13 protein-coding genes are annotated in these 14,145 nt (G+C 38.5%); 1 reads left to right on the forward strand and 12 read right to left on the reverse strand.

Annotated elements, in window-relative coordinates:
* Window positions 1-376: 376 nt before the first annotated feature.
* The 9 genes from rbsR to xseB form a co-directional block, all read right to left on the reverse strand.
* Window positions 377-1,387, reverse strand: a complete 1,011-nt coding sequence (gene rbsR / locus NBG71_RS11540; protein ID WP_171455263.1) for a ribose operon transcriptional repressor RbsR — start codon at window positions 1,385-1,387, stop codon at window positions 377-379.
* A 4-nt stretch (window positions 1,388-1,391) separates the two neighbouring features.
* A complete protein-coding gene (gene rbsK, locus NBG71_RS11545; RefSeq protein ID WP_075672021.1) occupies window positions 1,392-2,318 on the reverse strand; it encodes a ribokinase in 927 nt (308 codons plus the stop codon).
* A gap of 78 nt (window positions 2,319-2,396) precedes the next feature.
* Complete coding sequence (gene rbsB / locus NBG71_RS11550; RefSeq protein ID WP_075672019.1) at window positions 2,397-3,287, reverse strand: ribose ABC transporter substrate-binding protein RbsB; 891 nt, start codon at window positions 3,285-3,287, stop codon at window positions 2,397-2,399.
* A 42-nt stretch (window positions 3,288-3,329) separates the two neighbouring features.
* Complete coding sequence (gene rbsC / locus NBG71_RS11555; RefSeq protein WP_075672017.1) at window positions 3,330-4,295, reverse strand: ribose ABC transporter permease; 966 nt, start codon at window positions 4,293-4,295, stop codon at window positions 3,330-3,332.
* A 1-nt stretch (window position 4,296) separates the two neighbouring features.
* The gene (gene rbsA, locus NBG71_RS11560) at window positions 4,297-5,805 is read right to left on the reverse strand and encodes a ribose ABC transporter ATP-binding protein RbsA (protein WP_099659974.1); all 1,509 of its coding nucleotides are present in this window, start codon (window positions 5,803-5,805) and stop codon (window positions 4,297-4,299) included.
* A 7-nt stretch (window positions 5,806-5,812) separates the two neighbouring features.
* Window positions 5,813-6,232: a D-ribose pyranase gene (rbsD, locus tag NBG71_RS11565; protein ID WP_156733043.1), complete on the reverse strand. Its 420-nt coding sequence runs from the start codon at window positions 6,230-6,232 to the stop codon at window positions 5,813-5,815.
* Between the two features lie 350 nt (window positions 6,233-6,582).
* Window positions 6,583-8,448: a 1-deoxy-D-xylulose-5-phosphate synthase gene (gene dxs, locus NBG71_RS11570; RefSeq protein ID WP_075672011.1), complete on the reverse strand. Its 1,866-nt coding sequence runs from the start codon at window positions 8,446-8,448 to the stop codon at window positions 6,583-6,585.
* Between the two features lie 66 nt (window positions 8,449-8,514).
* Window positions 8,515-9,438, reverse strand: coding sequence for a (2E,6E)-farnesyl diphosphate synthase (gene ispA, locus NBG71_RS11575; protein ID WP_250916869.1), 924 nt, complete (start codon window positions 9,436-9,438; stop codon window positions 8,515-8,517).
* Window positions 9,439-9,702: an exodeoxyribonuclease VII small subunit gene (gene xseB, locus NBG71_RS11580; protein ID WP_023580876.1), complete on the reverse strand. Its 264-nt coding sequence runs from the start codon at window positions 9,700-9,702 to the stop codon at window positions 9,439-9,441.
* Window positions 9,703-9,903: 201 nt separating this feature from the next.
* Here xseB and thiI point away from each other — a divergent pair, with 201 nt between their 5' ends.
* On the forward strand, window positions 9,904-11,355 hold the full coding sequence (thiI, locus tag NBG71_RS11585) for a tRNA uracil 4-sulfurtransferase ThiI (RefSeq protein WP_075672007.1): 1,452 nt from the start codon (window positions 9,904-9,906) through the stop codon (window positions 11,353-11,355).
* A 264-nt stretch (window positions 11,356-11,619) separates the two neighbouring features.
* Here the strand turns inward: thiI and NBG71_RS11590 are convergent, their stop codons facing one another.
* The 3 genes from NBG71_RS11590 to panE form a co-directional block, all read right to left on the reverse strand.
* Window positions 11,620-11,946 carry a phosphoribosyltransferase gene (locus NBG71_RS11590; protein ID WP_075672005.1) on the reverse strand — a complete coding sequence of 109 codons (327 nt, stop codon included), beginning with the start codon at window positions 11,944-11,946 and terminating at the stop codon, window positions 11,620-11,622.
* 558 nt (window positions 11,947-12,504) lie between these two features.
* Window positions 12,505-13,122 (reverse strand): protein deglycase YajL, encoded by a 618-nt coding sequence (yajL, locus tag NBG71_RS11595; RefSeq protein ID WP_075672003.1) that lies wholly within the window; start codon window positions 13,120-13,122, stop codon window positions 12,505-12,507.
* Window positions 13,091-14,011 (reverse strand): 2-dehydropantoate 2-reductase, encoded by a 921-nt coding sequence (gene panE / locus NBG71_RS11600; protein WP_075672001.1) that lies wholly within the window; start codon window positions 14,009-14,011, stop codon window positions 13,091-13,093. The genes yajL and panE overlap by 32 nt, the downstream gene beginning before the upstream one ends.
* Window positions 14,012-14,145: the final 134 nt, after the last annotated feature.

A 14,145-nucleotide genomic window follows, 5' to 3' on the forward strand; every position in this document is an offset into this window, starting at 1 on the left:
CTCTCAAATTTTATCAAAATGGGAAGTGATTAATCGTCACAATGAGGATAACACTTGCCCCATAAATTAAAGGACACATTATCATTTAAGAGTGAAAGTTCTAAGCAATCCCCTAAATGGTCCTGCCTCTGATAATGCGAAAGGGCAATAGTATAATGGATTTGATGTAAATTTGCATCTTTCACAGGTTATGATGTGAAGGTTGAGGAAAAGTAGGCTAAATATAGGGTATTAAATAGAAAATAAAGATATATAAAAGTAGTTTTAAATATTTAATAACTCAATGATATTAAAGTGATAATTTTATAAATATAACTAAAAATAAATGCCCTCATCTTAAAAGAGAGCATCATCAATAATAGTGTTAATCTTCTTATTATGGTTTTATAAAATGACTCACCGAACCACGCTCTATAAGTTTGGGTGTAAGCACCAAAACATTGTCATCAGCATCGATATTTTCCATACGATGTAATAATTGGCTGACAGCAAGTTTACCCAATTCATCTTTGGGTTGGTGAATGGTAGAAAGAGGAGGGATCATATAAGAAGCTAGGTCGATATCGTCATAACCCATGACTGAAATATCATCAGGTACACGCAAACCTTTTTGATAAATAGCTTGATAAGCACCAACAGCCATTGCGTCATTACAGGTGAAAACTGCTTGTGGTAAGACAGAATGTGAGAGTAACTTTTGCATTGCGCTAAACCCGCCTGCAAATTCAAAATCACTGGTTAACACAAACTCTTCTCGAATAGTGAGCCCTGCTTTTTGCATCGCATTGTAATAGCCTTGCAAACGATGTTTTGCTGGGAGTTTATCTTGTGGACCGGCAATACAGGCAATTTCAGTAAAGCCTTTTTCAATCAGATAATTGGTGGCGATTTCTCCCCCCAACAGGGAGTTATCTTGAATAATATCTCCGCCGTATTCAAACGGAGACCAATCCATCATGACCATAGGTAAACGAGGATAACGATTTAGCACTTCATGAGAGGGCGCTCGGGCTTCTGTTGACATCAATAATAAGCCATCGACACGTTTTTGTAGCAGCGTTTCAAGGCTACTATCCATACGCTCGTAATCCCCTTCGGTATTACATAAAATTAGGCTATAGCCTTTTTCGTAGCAACTGCGTTCAACACCACGTACAACTTCTGCATAGAAAGGGTTGCTACTAGCTGTCACTAACATACCAATAGTGTGAGTACAGTTCATTTTTAAACTGCGTGCTAAAGCTGAAGGCGCGTAATTTAAGGTTTCGATAGCATCGTTAACCTTTTTACGAATACCTTCGCTCACATAACGATTGTTATTGATAACGTGAGAAACTGTTGATGTCGAAACGCCCGCCAAACGGGCGACATCTTTCATTGTTGCCAAAGTACTATGCTCGCTCTGCTAAAAATGATTCGATTTCATGACGCCAAGGAACAGATGATTGTGCACCATGACGTGTAACTGCAATGGCAGCTGCTGCGTGAGCAAAACGGATAGCCTCAACGGAAGGTTTCCCTTCTAATATTGCAGTGACAAATGCACCGTTAAATGTATCACCTGCGGCAATGGTATCAACAGCATCGACGCGAAATCCAGGAATTATCATGCCTTTCCCTTGTTCACTAAACCATACACCACGGCTACCCAAAGTGATAAGCACTTGTTTGATACCTTTTTGATGTAAAATTTCGGCAGCTTTTGCCGCACCCGCTTCATCATGCACAGAAACGCCTGTTAATATTTCGGCTTCCGTCTCATTTGGAGTAATAACATCAATAAAACTCAGAAATTCATCAGATAAAGGTTGTGCTGGTGCTGGGTTTAAAATGACTTTAGTTTGGTGTGATTTTGCCAGTTTTGCAGCTTCAAAAACAGTCTCTAACGGTGATTCTAATTGCATCAGCAAGGCATCAGCATGCTCAACAACATGATGATATTGCTGAAAATGTGTAGGTTTTAGTGCGCCATTAGCACCTGCAACAATACTAATTACGTTTTCACCTTGTTCATTAACAAGGATCATCGCAACACCTGTTGGTGTTTGCGGAATAATACTAATTGCATCGATATGAATATTATCTGTTTTAAGCTGTGAAATTATCTCACTACCAATCGCATCATCCCCGACACAAGCAATAAAGGTAATATCGGCGCCACTGCGACCACAAGCAACAGCCTGATTTGCACCTTTACCACCAAAGGCTATTTTGTATTGATGACCAATAATGGTTTCACCCGGCTTTGGAAATTGTGAAATATTCATGATGTGGTCAACGTTAATGCTACCTAGAACAGCAAGGCGAGGTGTTGTCATAGCCTTTATCCTTGTGAAAACGTGTTTTAATGATTAAAGCTACCACGGAGCAATATTACCCCGTGGTATTTATTGTTGTTATTTTTTAATAACTAACTCAAGTTCGACAGGGATTGTTGCATCCACTTTTTCGCCTTTGAGAATTTTATCTGCGGTTTGAATGCCGATAATACCAATTTGGTCTGGGCGTTGAGCAATGGTTGCACCTAACATGCCACGGTTTACCGCTTTGATCCCATCATCTGTACCATCGAAACCAATCACTAATACATCGGTACGACCGGCAGTTTGTAATGCACGTAATGCACCTAGTGCCATTTCATCATTCTGTGCAAAAACAGCTTGAACCGCAGGATAAGCAGTTAATAGATTTTGCATCACGTTAAGGCCTTTTGTACGGTCAAAATCAGCAGGTTGGCTGGCAAGTACATTTAGTTTATGAGCATCAACCGCTTGTTTAAAGCCTTCTCCACGTTCACGAGATGCAGAAGTTCCTGTGATCCCTTCTAGTTGGATAACTTTGGCATCACTAGCCACTTTATCTGCAATATAATCACCCGCCATTTTACCGCCAAGACGGTTATCTGAAGCGACGTGACTGACGACTTCACCTTTGTTTGCAACGCGGTCTAAAGTGATAACGGGGATTTTGGCTTTATTGGCTAAAATAACAGCGTTACCTACTGCATCAGAATCTGTCGGGTTAATGAGCATTAAGCGTGTGCCTTTTACTGTCAGATCTTGCACGTTAGCAAGCTCTTTAGCTGGATTGTCCATCGAGTCAAGCACAACTAAATCGTAACCTAATCGATTAGCTTCTTTCTGCGCACTGTCTTTCATGGTGACAAAGAAAGGGTTGTTAAGTGTTGAGATAACTAGTGCTATCGACTCTTTTGCAAATGCGTTGGCGCTGATTGTGGCGCTTAATGCAACAACAGAAAGAAGTGTCGCCATTTTTTTGAGTTTCATAATATAAGTTCCTGTCGGGATTCGGATTAAGAGAATAGAGAGTTATTTTTTGTTATCTACCAAAACAGCAAGTAAGATGACCACCGCTTTTACTATCATTTGATAGTTTGATGATATTCCTAATAAATTCAGTGCATTATTTAAGAAACCTAGAATAAGCGCACCAATTAATGTACCGATAATACGACCTTTACCACCAGCAAGACTGGTCCCACCCAAAACAACTGCGGCAATAGCATCTAGCTCATAACCATTACCTGCCATGGGTTGTGCTGATGAAAGACGAGCAACTTCAATGATACTGGCAAGTGCTGCTAATAAACCGCACAGTGCATAAACAATGATTTTGATTTTATCGACACTAATACCCGATAAACGTGTTGCTGATTCATTACCCCCAAGCGCATAAATATAACGGCCTAAACGGGTATGATGTAATAAATACCATGCGCTCAAAAAGACGATCATCATGAGCCAGATTGGGGTTGGAATACCAAATGGGCGACCAATACCAAACCAGCTAAACAGATCGGCATTATCGCTAAAGCCTGTATTAATTGGGCTACCGTCGGTATAGACGCGGGTAACGCCACGCAGTAATAACATCATGACTAGCGTAGCAATAAAGGCTTGAACTTTACCTTTAGCAACGATAATTCCTGTTACACCACCAATAGCTGCACCTAAGGCCAATGCTCCAACAACAGCAACAAGTGCATTAACATCAGCACCTACCATAGAAGCAGCAACAGCACCGGTTAATGCAAGCAATGAACCTACAGAGAGGTCGATGCCGGATGTCAAAATAACTAGAGTCATCCCAACTGCCATAATGGCGTTAACCGATGTTTGTTGGAGAATGTTGAAAATATTATTTAAGGTAAAAAAATTAGGACTGAGTGTGGAAACGACGACAATCAGGATAAGCAGAGCAATCAGTGATTTTTGCTCTAATAGCCATGCTTTTGAGAACCAACGTTTTGACGCTGGAATTGAATTCGTGCTCATATCAAACTCCTACTTTAGCGTCATATTGTTTACCAACAGCCGCCGCCATTAGCATTTCTTGTGTGACATTGTGAGCGGAGAACTCACCACTAATACGACCTTCATGCATAACCAAAATACGGTCACTCATTCCCATTACCTCAGGCATTTCAGAAGAAATTAAGATGATGCTTAATCCTTCTTGTTTAAATTTATTAATTAGCTGATAAATTTCTTTTTTAGCGCCCACATCAACGCCTCGAGTGGGTTCATCAAGAATAAGTACTTTAGGGCGAGTCATTAGGCCTCTTGCGATAGCCACTTTTTGTTGATTTCCCCCTGATAAGAAACCAATGGTTTGATCCATTGAAGGGGTTTTTATATTGAATAATTTAATAAAATCGCCAACAGTGAGTTGTTCTTCTTTATGATTAAGCACACCCATACCGCGGCTAAAATAGCGTAGCGCAGTTAGCGACATATTTTCTTTCACTGACATACCGAGCACTAAACCATCACGCTTTCTATCTTCAGAGATGTAAACAATGCCTTGTTCTAAACCTTCAGCAGGTTTTTTGATTTGGCAGGGTTTACCATCTAACTCAACGGTACCATTGGTCTTGGGTAATGCGCCGTAGATAATTTTCATTAATTCAGTACGACCAGCACCCATTAAGCCTGAAATACCAAGAATTTCGCTTTCATGTAATGAGAAACTGACATCATGAACATCTTCGCCACTGAGGTTTATGACGTTGAGTTTGGTTTTACCTTGAGGGATATTAATACGAGGGTATTGGTCTTCTAACTTACGACCAACCATCATTTCAATCAGAGTGTCTTCTTTTAATGAGGCGACAGTTTTTTCACCAATAAACTGTCCGTCTCGCAGTACAGTCACGTCATCGCAAATTTCAAAGATCTCTTTTAAACGATGTGAGATATAAACAATACCGCAACCTTGATCTCTTAGTTCACGAATAACACTAAATAGCGATTCAGTTTCAGTGTCAGTTAATGCGTCTGTTGGTTCATCCATAATAATGACTTTGGAACCAAAACTAAGCACCTTGGCAATTTCTACCATTTGCTGATCACCAATCGATAATTCAGACACTAAACGGTGACTGCTGTAAGCGAGATTTAATCGAGCTAATAACTTATCAGCCTCTGCATACATTTTCTTCCAGTCGATAGCGCCAAAAGCACGGGTAAACTCACGACCTAAGAAAATATTCTCTGCGATGGTTAATTCAGGAATAAGGTTAAGCTCTTGGTGAATAATACCTATCCCTGCTTCTTGAGAAGATTTAGGGCCATTAAAAGTATAACTTTCACCTTGATAAATCACTTCGCCGGCATCTTTTTTATAGATCCCTGTGAGTACTTTCATCAGTGTTGATTTTCCTGCACCATTTTCACCGACTAAAGCCATCACTCGACCTGGATAAATTCGTAACGTCGCGCCTGATAGTGCTTTTACTCCGGGGAATGACTTATCAATATCTTTAAGTTCAAGTAAAGGTTCCATATTGTCCTCAAAAAGTCACGCCAGAAAACAACACAATATTGGCATAAGGCGTACATTCACCGGTTCTAATAACAGCTTTATTTTCAGTAAGTTGCTTTTTTAATCCTTCATGTGAAACATACATTATTTGAATAGACTTCTTCTGCTCTTGCTCTAATAAATAAAGATAAGAAAGGATTTCATTAAAAAGAGAGGGATTGATGGTTTTAATTTCTTCCGCCAGCATCACGGCTTCAACTTGCATCTCATGAGTGATTGTTTGCAACACGGACATAAAGTCCGGAATCCCCTGAGTGAGCGCAAGATCAATACGTTCAACAGAGGAGGGAATAGGTAATCCGGCATCTGCAATAGTGATTTTGTCAGTGTGTCCTAAACGTGAAATTACACTCGAAATAGGACTATTAAGTAATACACCTTTTTTCATGTTTCCTCCTCAGCGAAACGTTTCGCTGTCTACATAGTAGAAAAGAAAGGCGGGAAAACAAGTTTGATTTATTCATATTGTGAGCATGATCGAAACGTTTCGTTGGCAAACAAAAAGAAAGAAAAATCTAACTGATTGAATAAATTAACGCTGAATGGATTCAATGAGGAAAGTGGTTGTTTTCAATGAGTTTCATAAAAATGTGATAACAGACAAGATTATAATGGATGGGAAAATATGAGGTGTGAAAGTGTAAACCAGTATATAAAAGTAGGTAAACTTCGGTCTGAAAAATACATTAACCTCTCCTATAGTTAATTAGGAGAGGTTTTTTAATTATTTAAATTCAATCAGTTAGCTTGATAGGCTTTAATTGATTTTTCAATACCTTCAGCATCTAATCCTAAGTCAGTTCTGATTTCTTCTTGTCCACCTTGTGGTACAAATAGATCAGGTATACCTAAGTTTAAGACAGGTACTAAGCAACGCTCTTGCATCAATAACTCATTAACACCGCTGCCTGCGCCACCCATAATGGCATTCTCTTCTAGTGTTACCAACATATTATGCTGTTCTGCCAGAGAAAGGATAAGGGATTTATCAAGAGGTTTGATAAAACGCATATCAGCCACAGTTGCATCAAGTTTTTCAGCTACTTCTAACGCTTCAGGTAGTAATGTACCAAAGTTTAGAATAGCAATGCCTTTACCTTGGCGACGAATAATACCTTTACCTATAGGCAGTGGGCTGAGTGGCTGTAATTGCGCACCAATACTCGAGCCCCTTGGGTAACGTACTGCAACAGGGCCATCTTGATAGTGATAACCGGTGTGAAGCATTTGGCGACACTCATTTTCATCACTTGGTGCCATAATGACCATATTAGGAATACAGCGTAAGAATGAGAGATCAAAAGCACCTTGGTGAGTTTGACCATCTGCTCCCACAATACCACCACGATCAATAGCAAATAAAACAGGCAATTTTTGAATGGCAATATCGTGGATCACTTGGTCATAAGCACGTTGTAAGAATGTTGAGTAGATAGCAACGATAGGCTTATAACCACCAATTGCTAAACCCGCAGCAAAGGTAACAGCGTGTTGTTCTGCGATCGCAACATCAAAGTATTGTGATGGGTATTCTTTTGAGAAACGTACCATACCAGAGCCTTCACGCATAGCAGGGGTAATTGCCATGAGTTTTGGATCGGTTGAGGCTTCTTCACATAACCAGTCACCAAAAATTTTAGAAAATGTAGGTCGTGCATTAGGGCTTTTAGGTAATGTACCTGCTTGTGGATCAAACTTAGGTACAGCGTGCCAGCTAATAGGGTCACGTTCAGCAGGTGCATATCCACGACCTTTCTTAGTCATAATATGCAGAAGTTGAGGGCCTTTTAGATCACGCATATTGGCGAGAGTTTGCACTAACGCAATAACATCATGACCATCAACTGGACCGATATAATTAAAGCCTAACTCTTCAAACATGGTGCCGGGAACAACCATGCCTTTGATATGTTCTTCTGTCTTTTTCAGTAATTCTTTAATTGGTGGAATACCAGAAAAGACCTTTTTTCCACCTTCACGTAAGGTGGTATACAGTTTGCCTGATAGCAATTGAGCAAGATGATTATTCAATGCACCAACGTTTTCGGAGATTGACATCTCGTTGTCATTAAGTACAACGAGCATATCTGGCTCAATGTCACCTGCGTGGTTCATTGCTTCAAAAGCCATACCCGCAGTAATTGCACCATCACCAATTACACAAACTGTTTTTCTGTTCAGCTTTTCTTGTTCAGCTGCAACAGCCATACCTAAACCTGCACTGATAGAGGTTGAAGAGTGACCGACACAAAGTTTGTCGTATTCACTCTCTTCTCGCCAAGGGAAGGGATGTAACCCATTTTTTTGACGGATAGTATCAATGCGGTCACGGCGACCTGTTAAGATCTTATGGGGATAGGCTTGATGACCAACATCCCAAATAAGATTATCAAAAGGGGTTTTATAGACGTAATGAAGAGCAACCGTTAACTCAATAGCACCTAAACCTGAGGCGAAGTGACCACTTGAGCGGCTGACACTGTTAAGAAGAAATAGCCTTAGCTCATCACAGAGTTTAGGTAAACTCTCTTTTGGTAACAGGCGCAAATCTTCTGGTGTTTCAACCAACGCCAATGTGGGATATTTTTCGATATCAATGCTCATGTGATGCCTATTAATTAATCACTTGTAATAGGGAAAGAACAGGTAAGCTGCTCTCTTTATTTTTTATTAGTTTTTCCGTTCGACGATAAAACTCGCTAATTGTTTAAGCGTGATCGTATCGTACTCGTATTGCTCAAGAAACGCTAAGGCATCCAGTGCTTCGTTATACAGTTCCTGTGCTTTCTTTTGAGCTTGCTCTAACCCAAGAAGTGCAGGATATGTGCTTTTTCCTGATTCTTGGTCACTACCTTGGCGTTTTCCTGTTTCTTCAGTGCTGCCAATAACATCTAAAATGTCATCTTGTACCTGAAATGCAAGGCCAATAGAGTGGGCATATTTATCTAGTGCGGGTAATACATCATGGCCTTTTGAGCCAGCACTAAATGCGCCTAAGCGAACAGCTGCACGAATTAATGCACCTGTCTTGTGTAAATGGATTTTTTCAAGAGATGCGAGATCAATTGATTTATCTTCGGCTTCAAGATCAAGAGCTTGACCGCCACACATACCGGCAAGTCCGCTGGCCGTTGCTAATTCAGCAATCATTGCAACACGATCACTCATTGCAACATCAGGCATTGGATTTTTCGCTAAGATCTCAAAGGCAAGTGTTTGTAATGCATCGCCTGCTAAAATTGCGTTGGCTTCACCAAACTCAATATGACATGTAGGTTTACCACGACGTAAATCATCATCATCCATCGCAGGCAGATCATCATGAATAAGAGAATAGGCGTGGATACATTCTATTGCGGCGGCGGGTGCATCAAGGTTAAGAGCAGGGATTTTAAACATTTCACCCACTGCATAAACAAGGAAAGGACGTAAACGCTTTCCACCTAAAAGAGCACCATAATGCATGGCTTTACCTAGAGGCATGTCAGTGAATGGTAAAGCGGATAGCGCTTGGTTTAATGCATCGTCAACACGCTGGTGGGCGGAATCTAATTTATGACGGAACGCATCCGTACTTGAAGTTGCGTTACTCAATTATTCTGCCTCTTGGATAAAATCATCAGGAGTTGCGTTATCATCCTCTTTAAGAAGAATACGAACACGCTGTTCAGCGTCTTGTAATGTTTTTTGTCCAACACGGGCTAGACGAACGCCATGTTCAAACTCATTAAGCGCTTCTTCTAAAGGGAGTTCACCGGATTCTAAACGGTTTACGATTTGCTCAAGTTCTTGCATAGATGCTTCGAAACTTGGTGCTTGTGCGATGTCTTCGTTAATTGGTGTCGTTTTCTTAGCCATAATATTTTTGATAATAAAGCATGTTAGCGCTGAATAATAGCGATCATCTTACTACAATTAAGAAGAAAATTTCTTATTCAGTCGATGATTTTTGCGGGTGAGCCCTAAATATTGGTGATATACTTTGTGACTTTTATAAACTCCAGTCAATTTACATCACTGTAGTTTATGTTTCTACTTAATAACCTATGACCATTGACTATGAAGTTTATTATTAAATTATTCCCTGAAATTACGATCAAAAGCCAATCAGTTCGTATACGTTTTATCAAGATCCTCACTAGCAATATTCGTAATGTACTTAATACATTAGGTGATGAAATCACGGTTGTCCGCAATTGGGATAACATTGTTGTTGTCAGCAAGGATGAAAGCAAAAGTGAAGCGGTATGTGATGCATTAACGCGCATTCCTGGTATTCATCACTTTCTACAAGTAGAAGAACATCCTTATACCGATTTACATAATATCTTTGAGCAAACTTTTGCAGCATTTAAGCATTTAGTTGAAAACAAAACATTTTGTGTTCGTGCCAAACGTCGCGGTAAACACAGTTTTACTTCAAATGAAGTTGAGCGCTATGTTGGTGGTGGTTTTAACCAACACGTTGAAAGCGCTAAAGTAAAATTAACACGTCCAGATGTCACCATTAATTTGGAAATTGAAGATGACAAACTTATTCTGGTGAATGCGCGTTATGAAGGCATTGGTGGTTTCCCAATTGGTACACAAGAAGATGTTTTATCACTGATCTCTGGTGGTTATGACTCAGGTGTATCGAGCTATATGTTAATGCGTCGTGGTAGCCGAGTTCACTATTGTTTCTTTAATTTAGGTGGTTCTGCTCACGAAATTGGCGTTAAACAAGTTGCGCATTATTTATGGAACCGTTTTGGTCGTTCACATAAAGTGCATTTCGTTGCTGTTGATTTTGAGCCTGTTGTCGCAGAAATCTTAGAAAAAGTCGATGATGGTCAAATGGGTGTTGTATTAAAACGTATGATGGTACGTGCAGCATCAAAAGTAGCGGAGCGTTATGGCGTTCAAGCTATTGTTACAGGCGAAGCATTAGGTCAGGTTTCTAGCCAAACATTAACTAACTTGCGTTTAATTGATAATGCGACAGATACGTTAATTTTACGTCCTCTTATCACTCATGATAAAGAGAACATTATCAATATTGCACGTCAAATTGGCACAGAAGATTTTGCTCGTACAATGCCTGAATTCTGTGGCGTCATTTCAAAAAGCCCAACAGTGAAAGCAGTCAAAGCGAAGATCGAAGCGGAAGAAGAGAAGTTTGATTTTTCTATTCTTGATAGCGTTGTTGAAAATGCTAAGAATATGGATATTCGTCGTATTGCAGAAGAAACCGTACAGCAAGTTACTGAGGTTGAAATGGTCTCTGAATTTGGTGCTAACGACGTTATTCTGGATATTCGCTCACCAGAAGAGCAAGAGACTTCACCATTAAAGGTAGAAGGTGTAGATGTTAAAGAGCTACCTTTCTATAAACTAAGTACTCAGTTTGGTGATTTAGATAAAGCAAAAACCTATTTACTCTATTGTGATCGTGGAATGATGAGCCGTTTACAGGCGCTTTATTTACGTGAGCAAGGTTTTGAGAACGTTAAAGTCTATCGTAAAAAATAATATATAACGTTTATTTTGTTGATAAAAAAGCCACTATAAAGTGGCTTTTTTTAATTATACAACTTTTATGTTGGGGAATGTCGCTGCCATTCTCCAGATGATTACTTTGCTCTTATTGCTTGACCATCATCATGGTGCTTGCGCGAGCCCACATTTTTTACAAAATGCTTCATATTTATAGAGCCAAGGGCGTATGTTGGCTCTTAAGCTAGAAATATTATCTAGAACTAAGAAATATATATTAATCTTAAGAAGAGATCAAATTCAAAGATTACTTAAAAGGCAGATTGCAGTAGAACATGTTAATCCTGATCTATTTAATTCTATAGTTGCTGTATTTAATGTTGTTCCTGTTGAGAGTAAGTCATCAATTAAAATAATATTATAATGATTTAATCTATTAATATCGAAATTTGGGTTTATTTTCCAAGGGGAAAAGTAGTGTCTAATTTTATTGGGAATTTTCTTCATTGTAAAAATAGTATTAGGTGGTAATTTTTGTAATTCAGATAATGTTCTTTTTATTGGTTTTATATGAAGTTCTTTTTTATTTACTTCTTCATTAAAATAATTATTAATTACTTCTTCCACAGTACATTTAATAAATACATCATTGTAAAAAGTCGATCTGAAATGGCGAGAGATCCTTCTTGCTAAGAAGTATGGTACTGCTGTAGATGACGGCATGACGATAAATATAATATTTTGATCTATTATTTTAGATCTTATTTTATTCAAAATAGCTAAGAAGGAAGGTTTGAATTTATATAGCTCATCTTTTGTTATTTTATAGTTATAGATACCTTTTAAGGAATATATTAAAGGGTTACCATCTCTATCACTATCACCAAATTTAGTTCGTTGATAAATACTGAATATAGTTAACTTGTTTTTCTTACCTATTATGCTAATTTTAGGGTTTTTATTAGTGCTTGTTATTACTCGACGCTCATGCTGAGTATTTAAAGTAATTATTTTATTTTCAGAAATATCTATACCCAGAAGATTGTATCCTTATGTATTAGTCGAGTAACTAAATTCATTTCTCACAATACTAACATGTTGAAAATAGCTTAAATATAAAGAATATCTGAAATAAAAATAGAACCGCTTTAATAATATTATATATTTGCGGTTCTAACTATCTACTTACCTATCCCCAAAACCTGTAAATTCATCTTGGTAATTATAAATACCAGGTGGTAATACAAGTTGTTTGGCAACATCAGCAGCGACTTCTTTGCCTTTTAAGCGTTCGATAATTTTTAGCGCAAAATCAATAGATGTTGCAGGTGCTTGGCTAGTAATTAAGTTTACTCTTTCATCAAAATAGACTCGATAATCTACCCATTTTTTTTGTGATATTTTATCTTTTAATGTAGGAAAACCCGTCATGTTGCCAATGGGGAAAATATTGTGAGACTCAAGAATAATTGCCGGTGCTGCACAGATAGCTGCGACAAGTTTATTCTCACTGTGCATACGGCGCACTTTCTCAACCACTAAAGGACTATCTCTCATGGTTTCAGTACCTTGTAACCCACCAGGTAGAATAATAACATCGTAGTGATGATCAACGACACGAACTAAAGGTGCATCAGCTATAATTTTAATACCACGAGAACAAGTGATAACAAGATCATCAACATCATCTTCTGCACTTGCAAGTACAACATTAATACCCGCTCTTACCAGTAAATCTGCGGTAGTAACGACTTCGGTTTCTTCACTTCCATTAGCTAGGCAGATGAGCGCTGATATGGTCATAATTGCCTTCCTGTTGTTTAATAAATTGAAAAAGGCGGTTATTTTCGGGTAATACAAGCCCTTGTTCTGAAGCTCGACGTAATAAATAACCAGTAATATAGTCAATCTCTGTATGGCGTTGATATTTCACATCTTGATACATAGACGAATAATTATTTGCTGTTTGTTCTATCGTATCAATAATATAACCATGAAGATGGGCTTGAGACGTTGGTACAACACCTTCGCGCTCCATTACTAAATAAACTTCATCGCATATCTTTTGAATATGTTCAGGATAACGCAATAAATCTCCATTACGACATTGATAATAAACGGTAAGAGGGTTGATAACACAATTAACTGCAAGTTTTAGCCAACTAATCGTATGGATATCATTATGCCAAGCGACATCAGGCAAAGCATGATGCAAGATTTCTGCTAAATAACTGTATTGTTGAGCTGCATGATTTAATGGACCGATATGTGTTATTCCAGTTGCTGTATGAATAACATCTTGGCCTTGTTGGTAAGCACCATGAGTAATAATGCCTTGTAAAATAGGCCTAATAACGGAGTTTTTTGTTGCGGTTAATTCATCAGCAGTACCCATACCATTATGAATTAGTAAAATAGGACACTGTGCAGAAAGATAAGGTAATAGTGCATTAACAGCATCTGACACTTGCCAAGATTTTAAGCAAACAATTAATAATTCGCTTTGTTTTAACCAGTCAAGTTGATTGGCAGTAATACGCTGATAAAAGGGGTTACCATTAATATTATCGACACACACATCCAAAAAAGGTTGAGGCACTCTTAGCCAGCCTTGTACTTCATGAGATTGAAGTGTTAATGCGGCGATCCAAAGTTTACCTATTGAACCGCATCCTAAAACGGTAATTTTCATTGTGCCTCTTCTTTCGAAAATCATAATAGAGTAAGGCGGTGATTTTCTATCACTAGACTAACTTTCTGAAATTATAACATTGATTGTACTCCTCTGTTTAAAGTATGTTTGCGCTTTACTGTAAGAGGAAATTA

It is taken from the genome of Proteus sp. FZP2095, assembly GCF_023701425.1.
GTDB classification, from domain to species: domain Bacteria; phylum Pseudomonadota; class Gammaproteobacteria; order Enterobacterales; family Enterobacteriaceae; genus Proteus; species Proteus cibarius.

Bases quoted from the DNA above. Each gene is read 5' to 3' on its own strand.
- rbsK (WP_075672021.1), bottom strand. From the start codon at position 2,318: ATGACAACACCTCGCCTTGCTGTTCTAGGTAGCATTAACGTTGACCAC.
- thiI (WP_075672007.1), top strand. From the start codon at position 9,904: ATGAAGTTTATTATTAAATTATTCCCTGAAATTACGATCAAAAGCCAA.
- rbsC (WP_075672017.1), bottom strand. From the start codon at position 4,295: ATGAGCACGAATTCAATTCCAGCGTCAAAACGTTGGTTCTCAAAAGCA.
- xseB (WP_023580876.1), bottom strand. From the start codon at position 9,702: ATGGCTAAGAAAACGACACCAATTAACGAAGACATCGCACAAGCACCA.
- rbsA (WP_099659974.1), bottom strand. From the start codon at position 5,805: ATGGAACCTTTACTTGAACTTAAAGATATTGATAAGTCATTCCCCGGA.
- rbsB (WP_075672019.1), bottom strand. From the start codon at position 3,287: ATGAAACTCAAAAAAATGGCGACACTTCTTTCTGTTGTTGCATTAAGC.
- dxs (WP_075672011.1), bottom strand. From the start codon at position 8,448: ATGAGCATTGATATCGAAAAATATCCCACATTGGCGTTGGTTGAAACA.
- yajL (WP_075672003.1), bottom strand. From the start codon at position 13,122: ATGACCATATCAGCGCTCATCTGCCTAGCTAATGGAAGTGAAGAAACC.
- rbsD (WP_156733043.1), bottom strand. From the start codon at position 6,232: ATGAAAAAAGGTGTATTACTTAATAGTCCTATTTCGAGTGTAATTTCA.
- panE (WP_075672001.1), bottom strand. From the start codon at position 14,011: ATGAAAATTACCGTTTTAGGATGCGGTTCAATAGGTAAACTTTGGATC.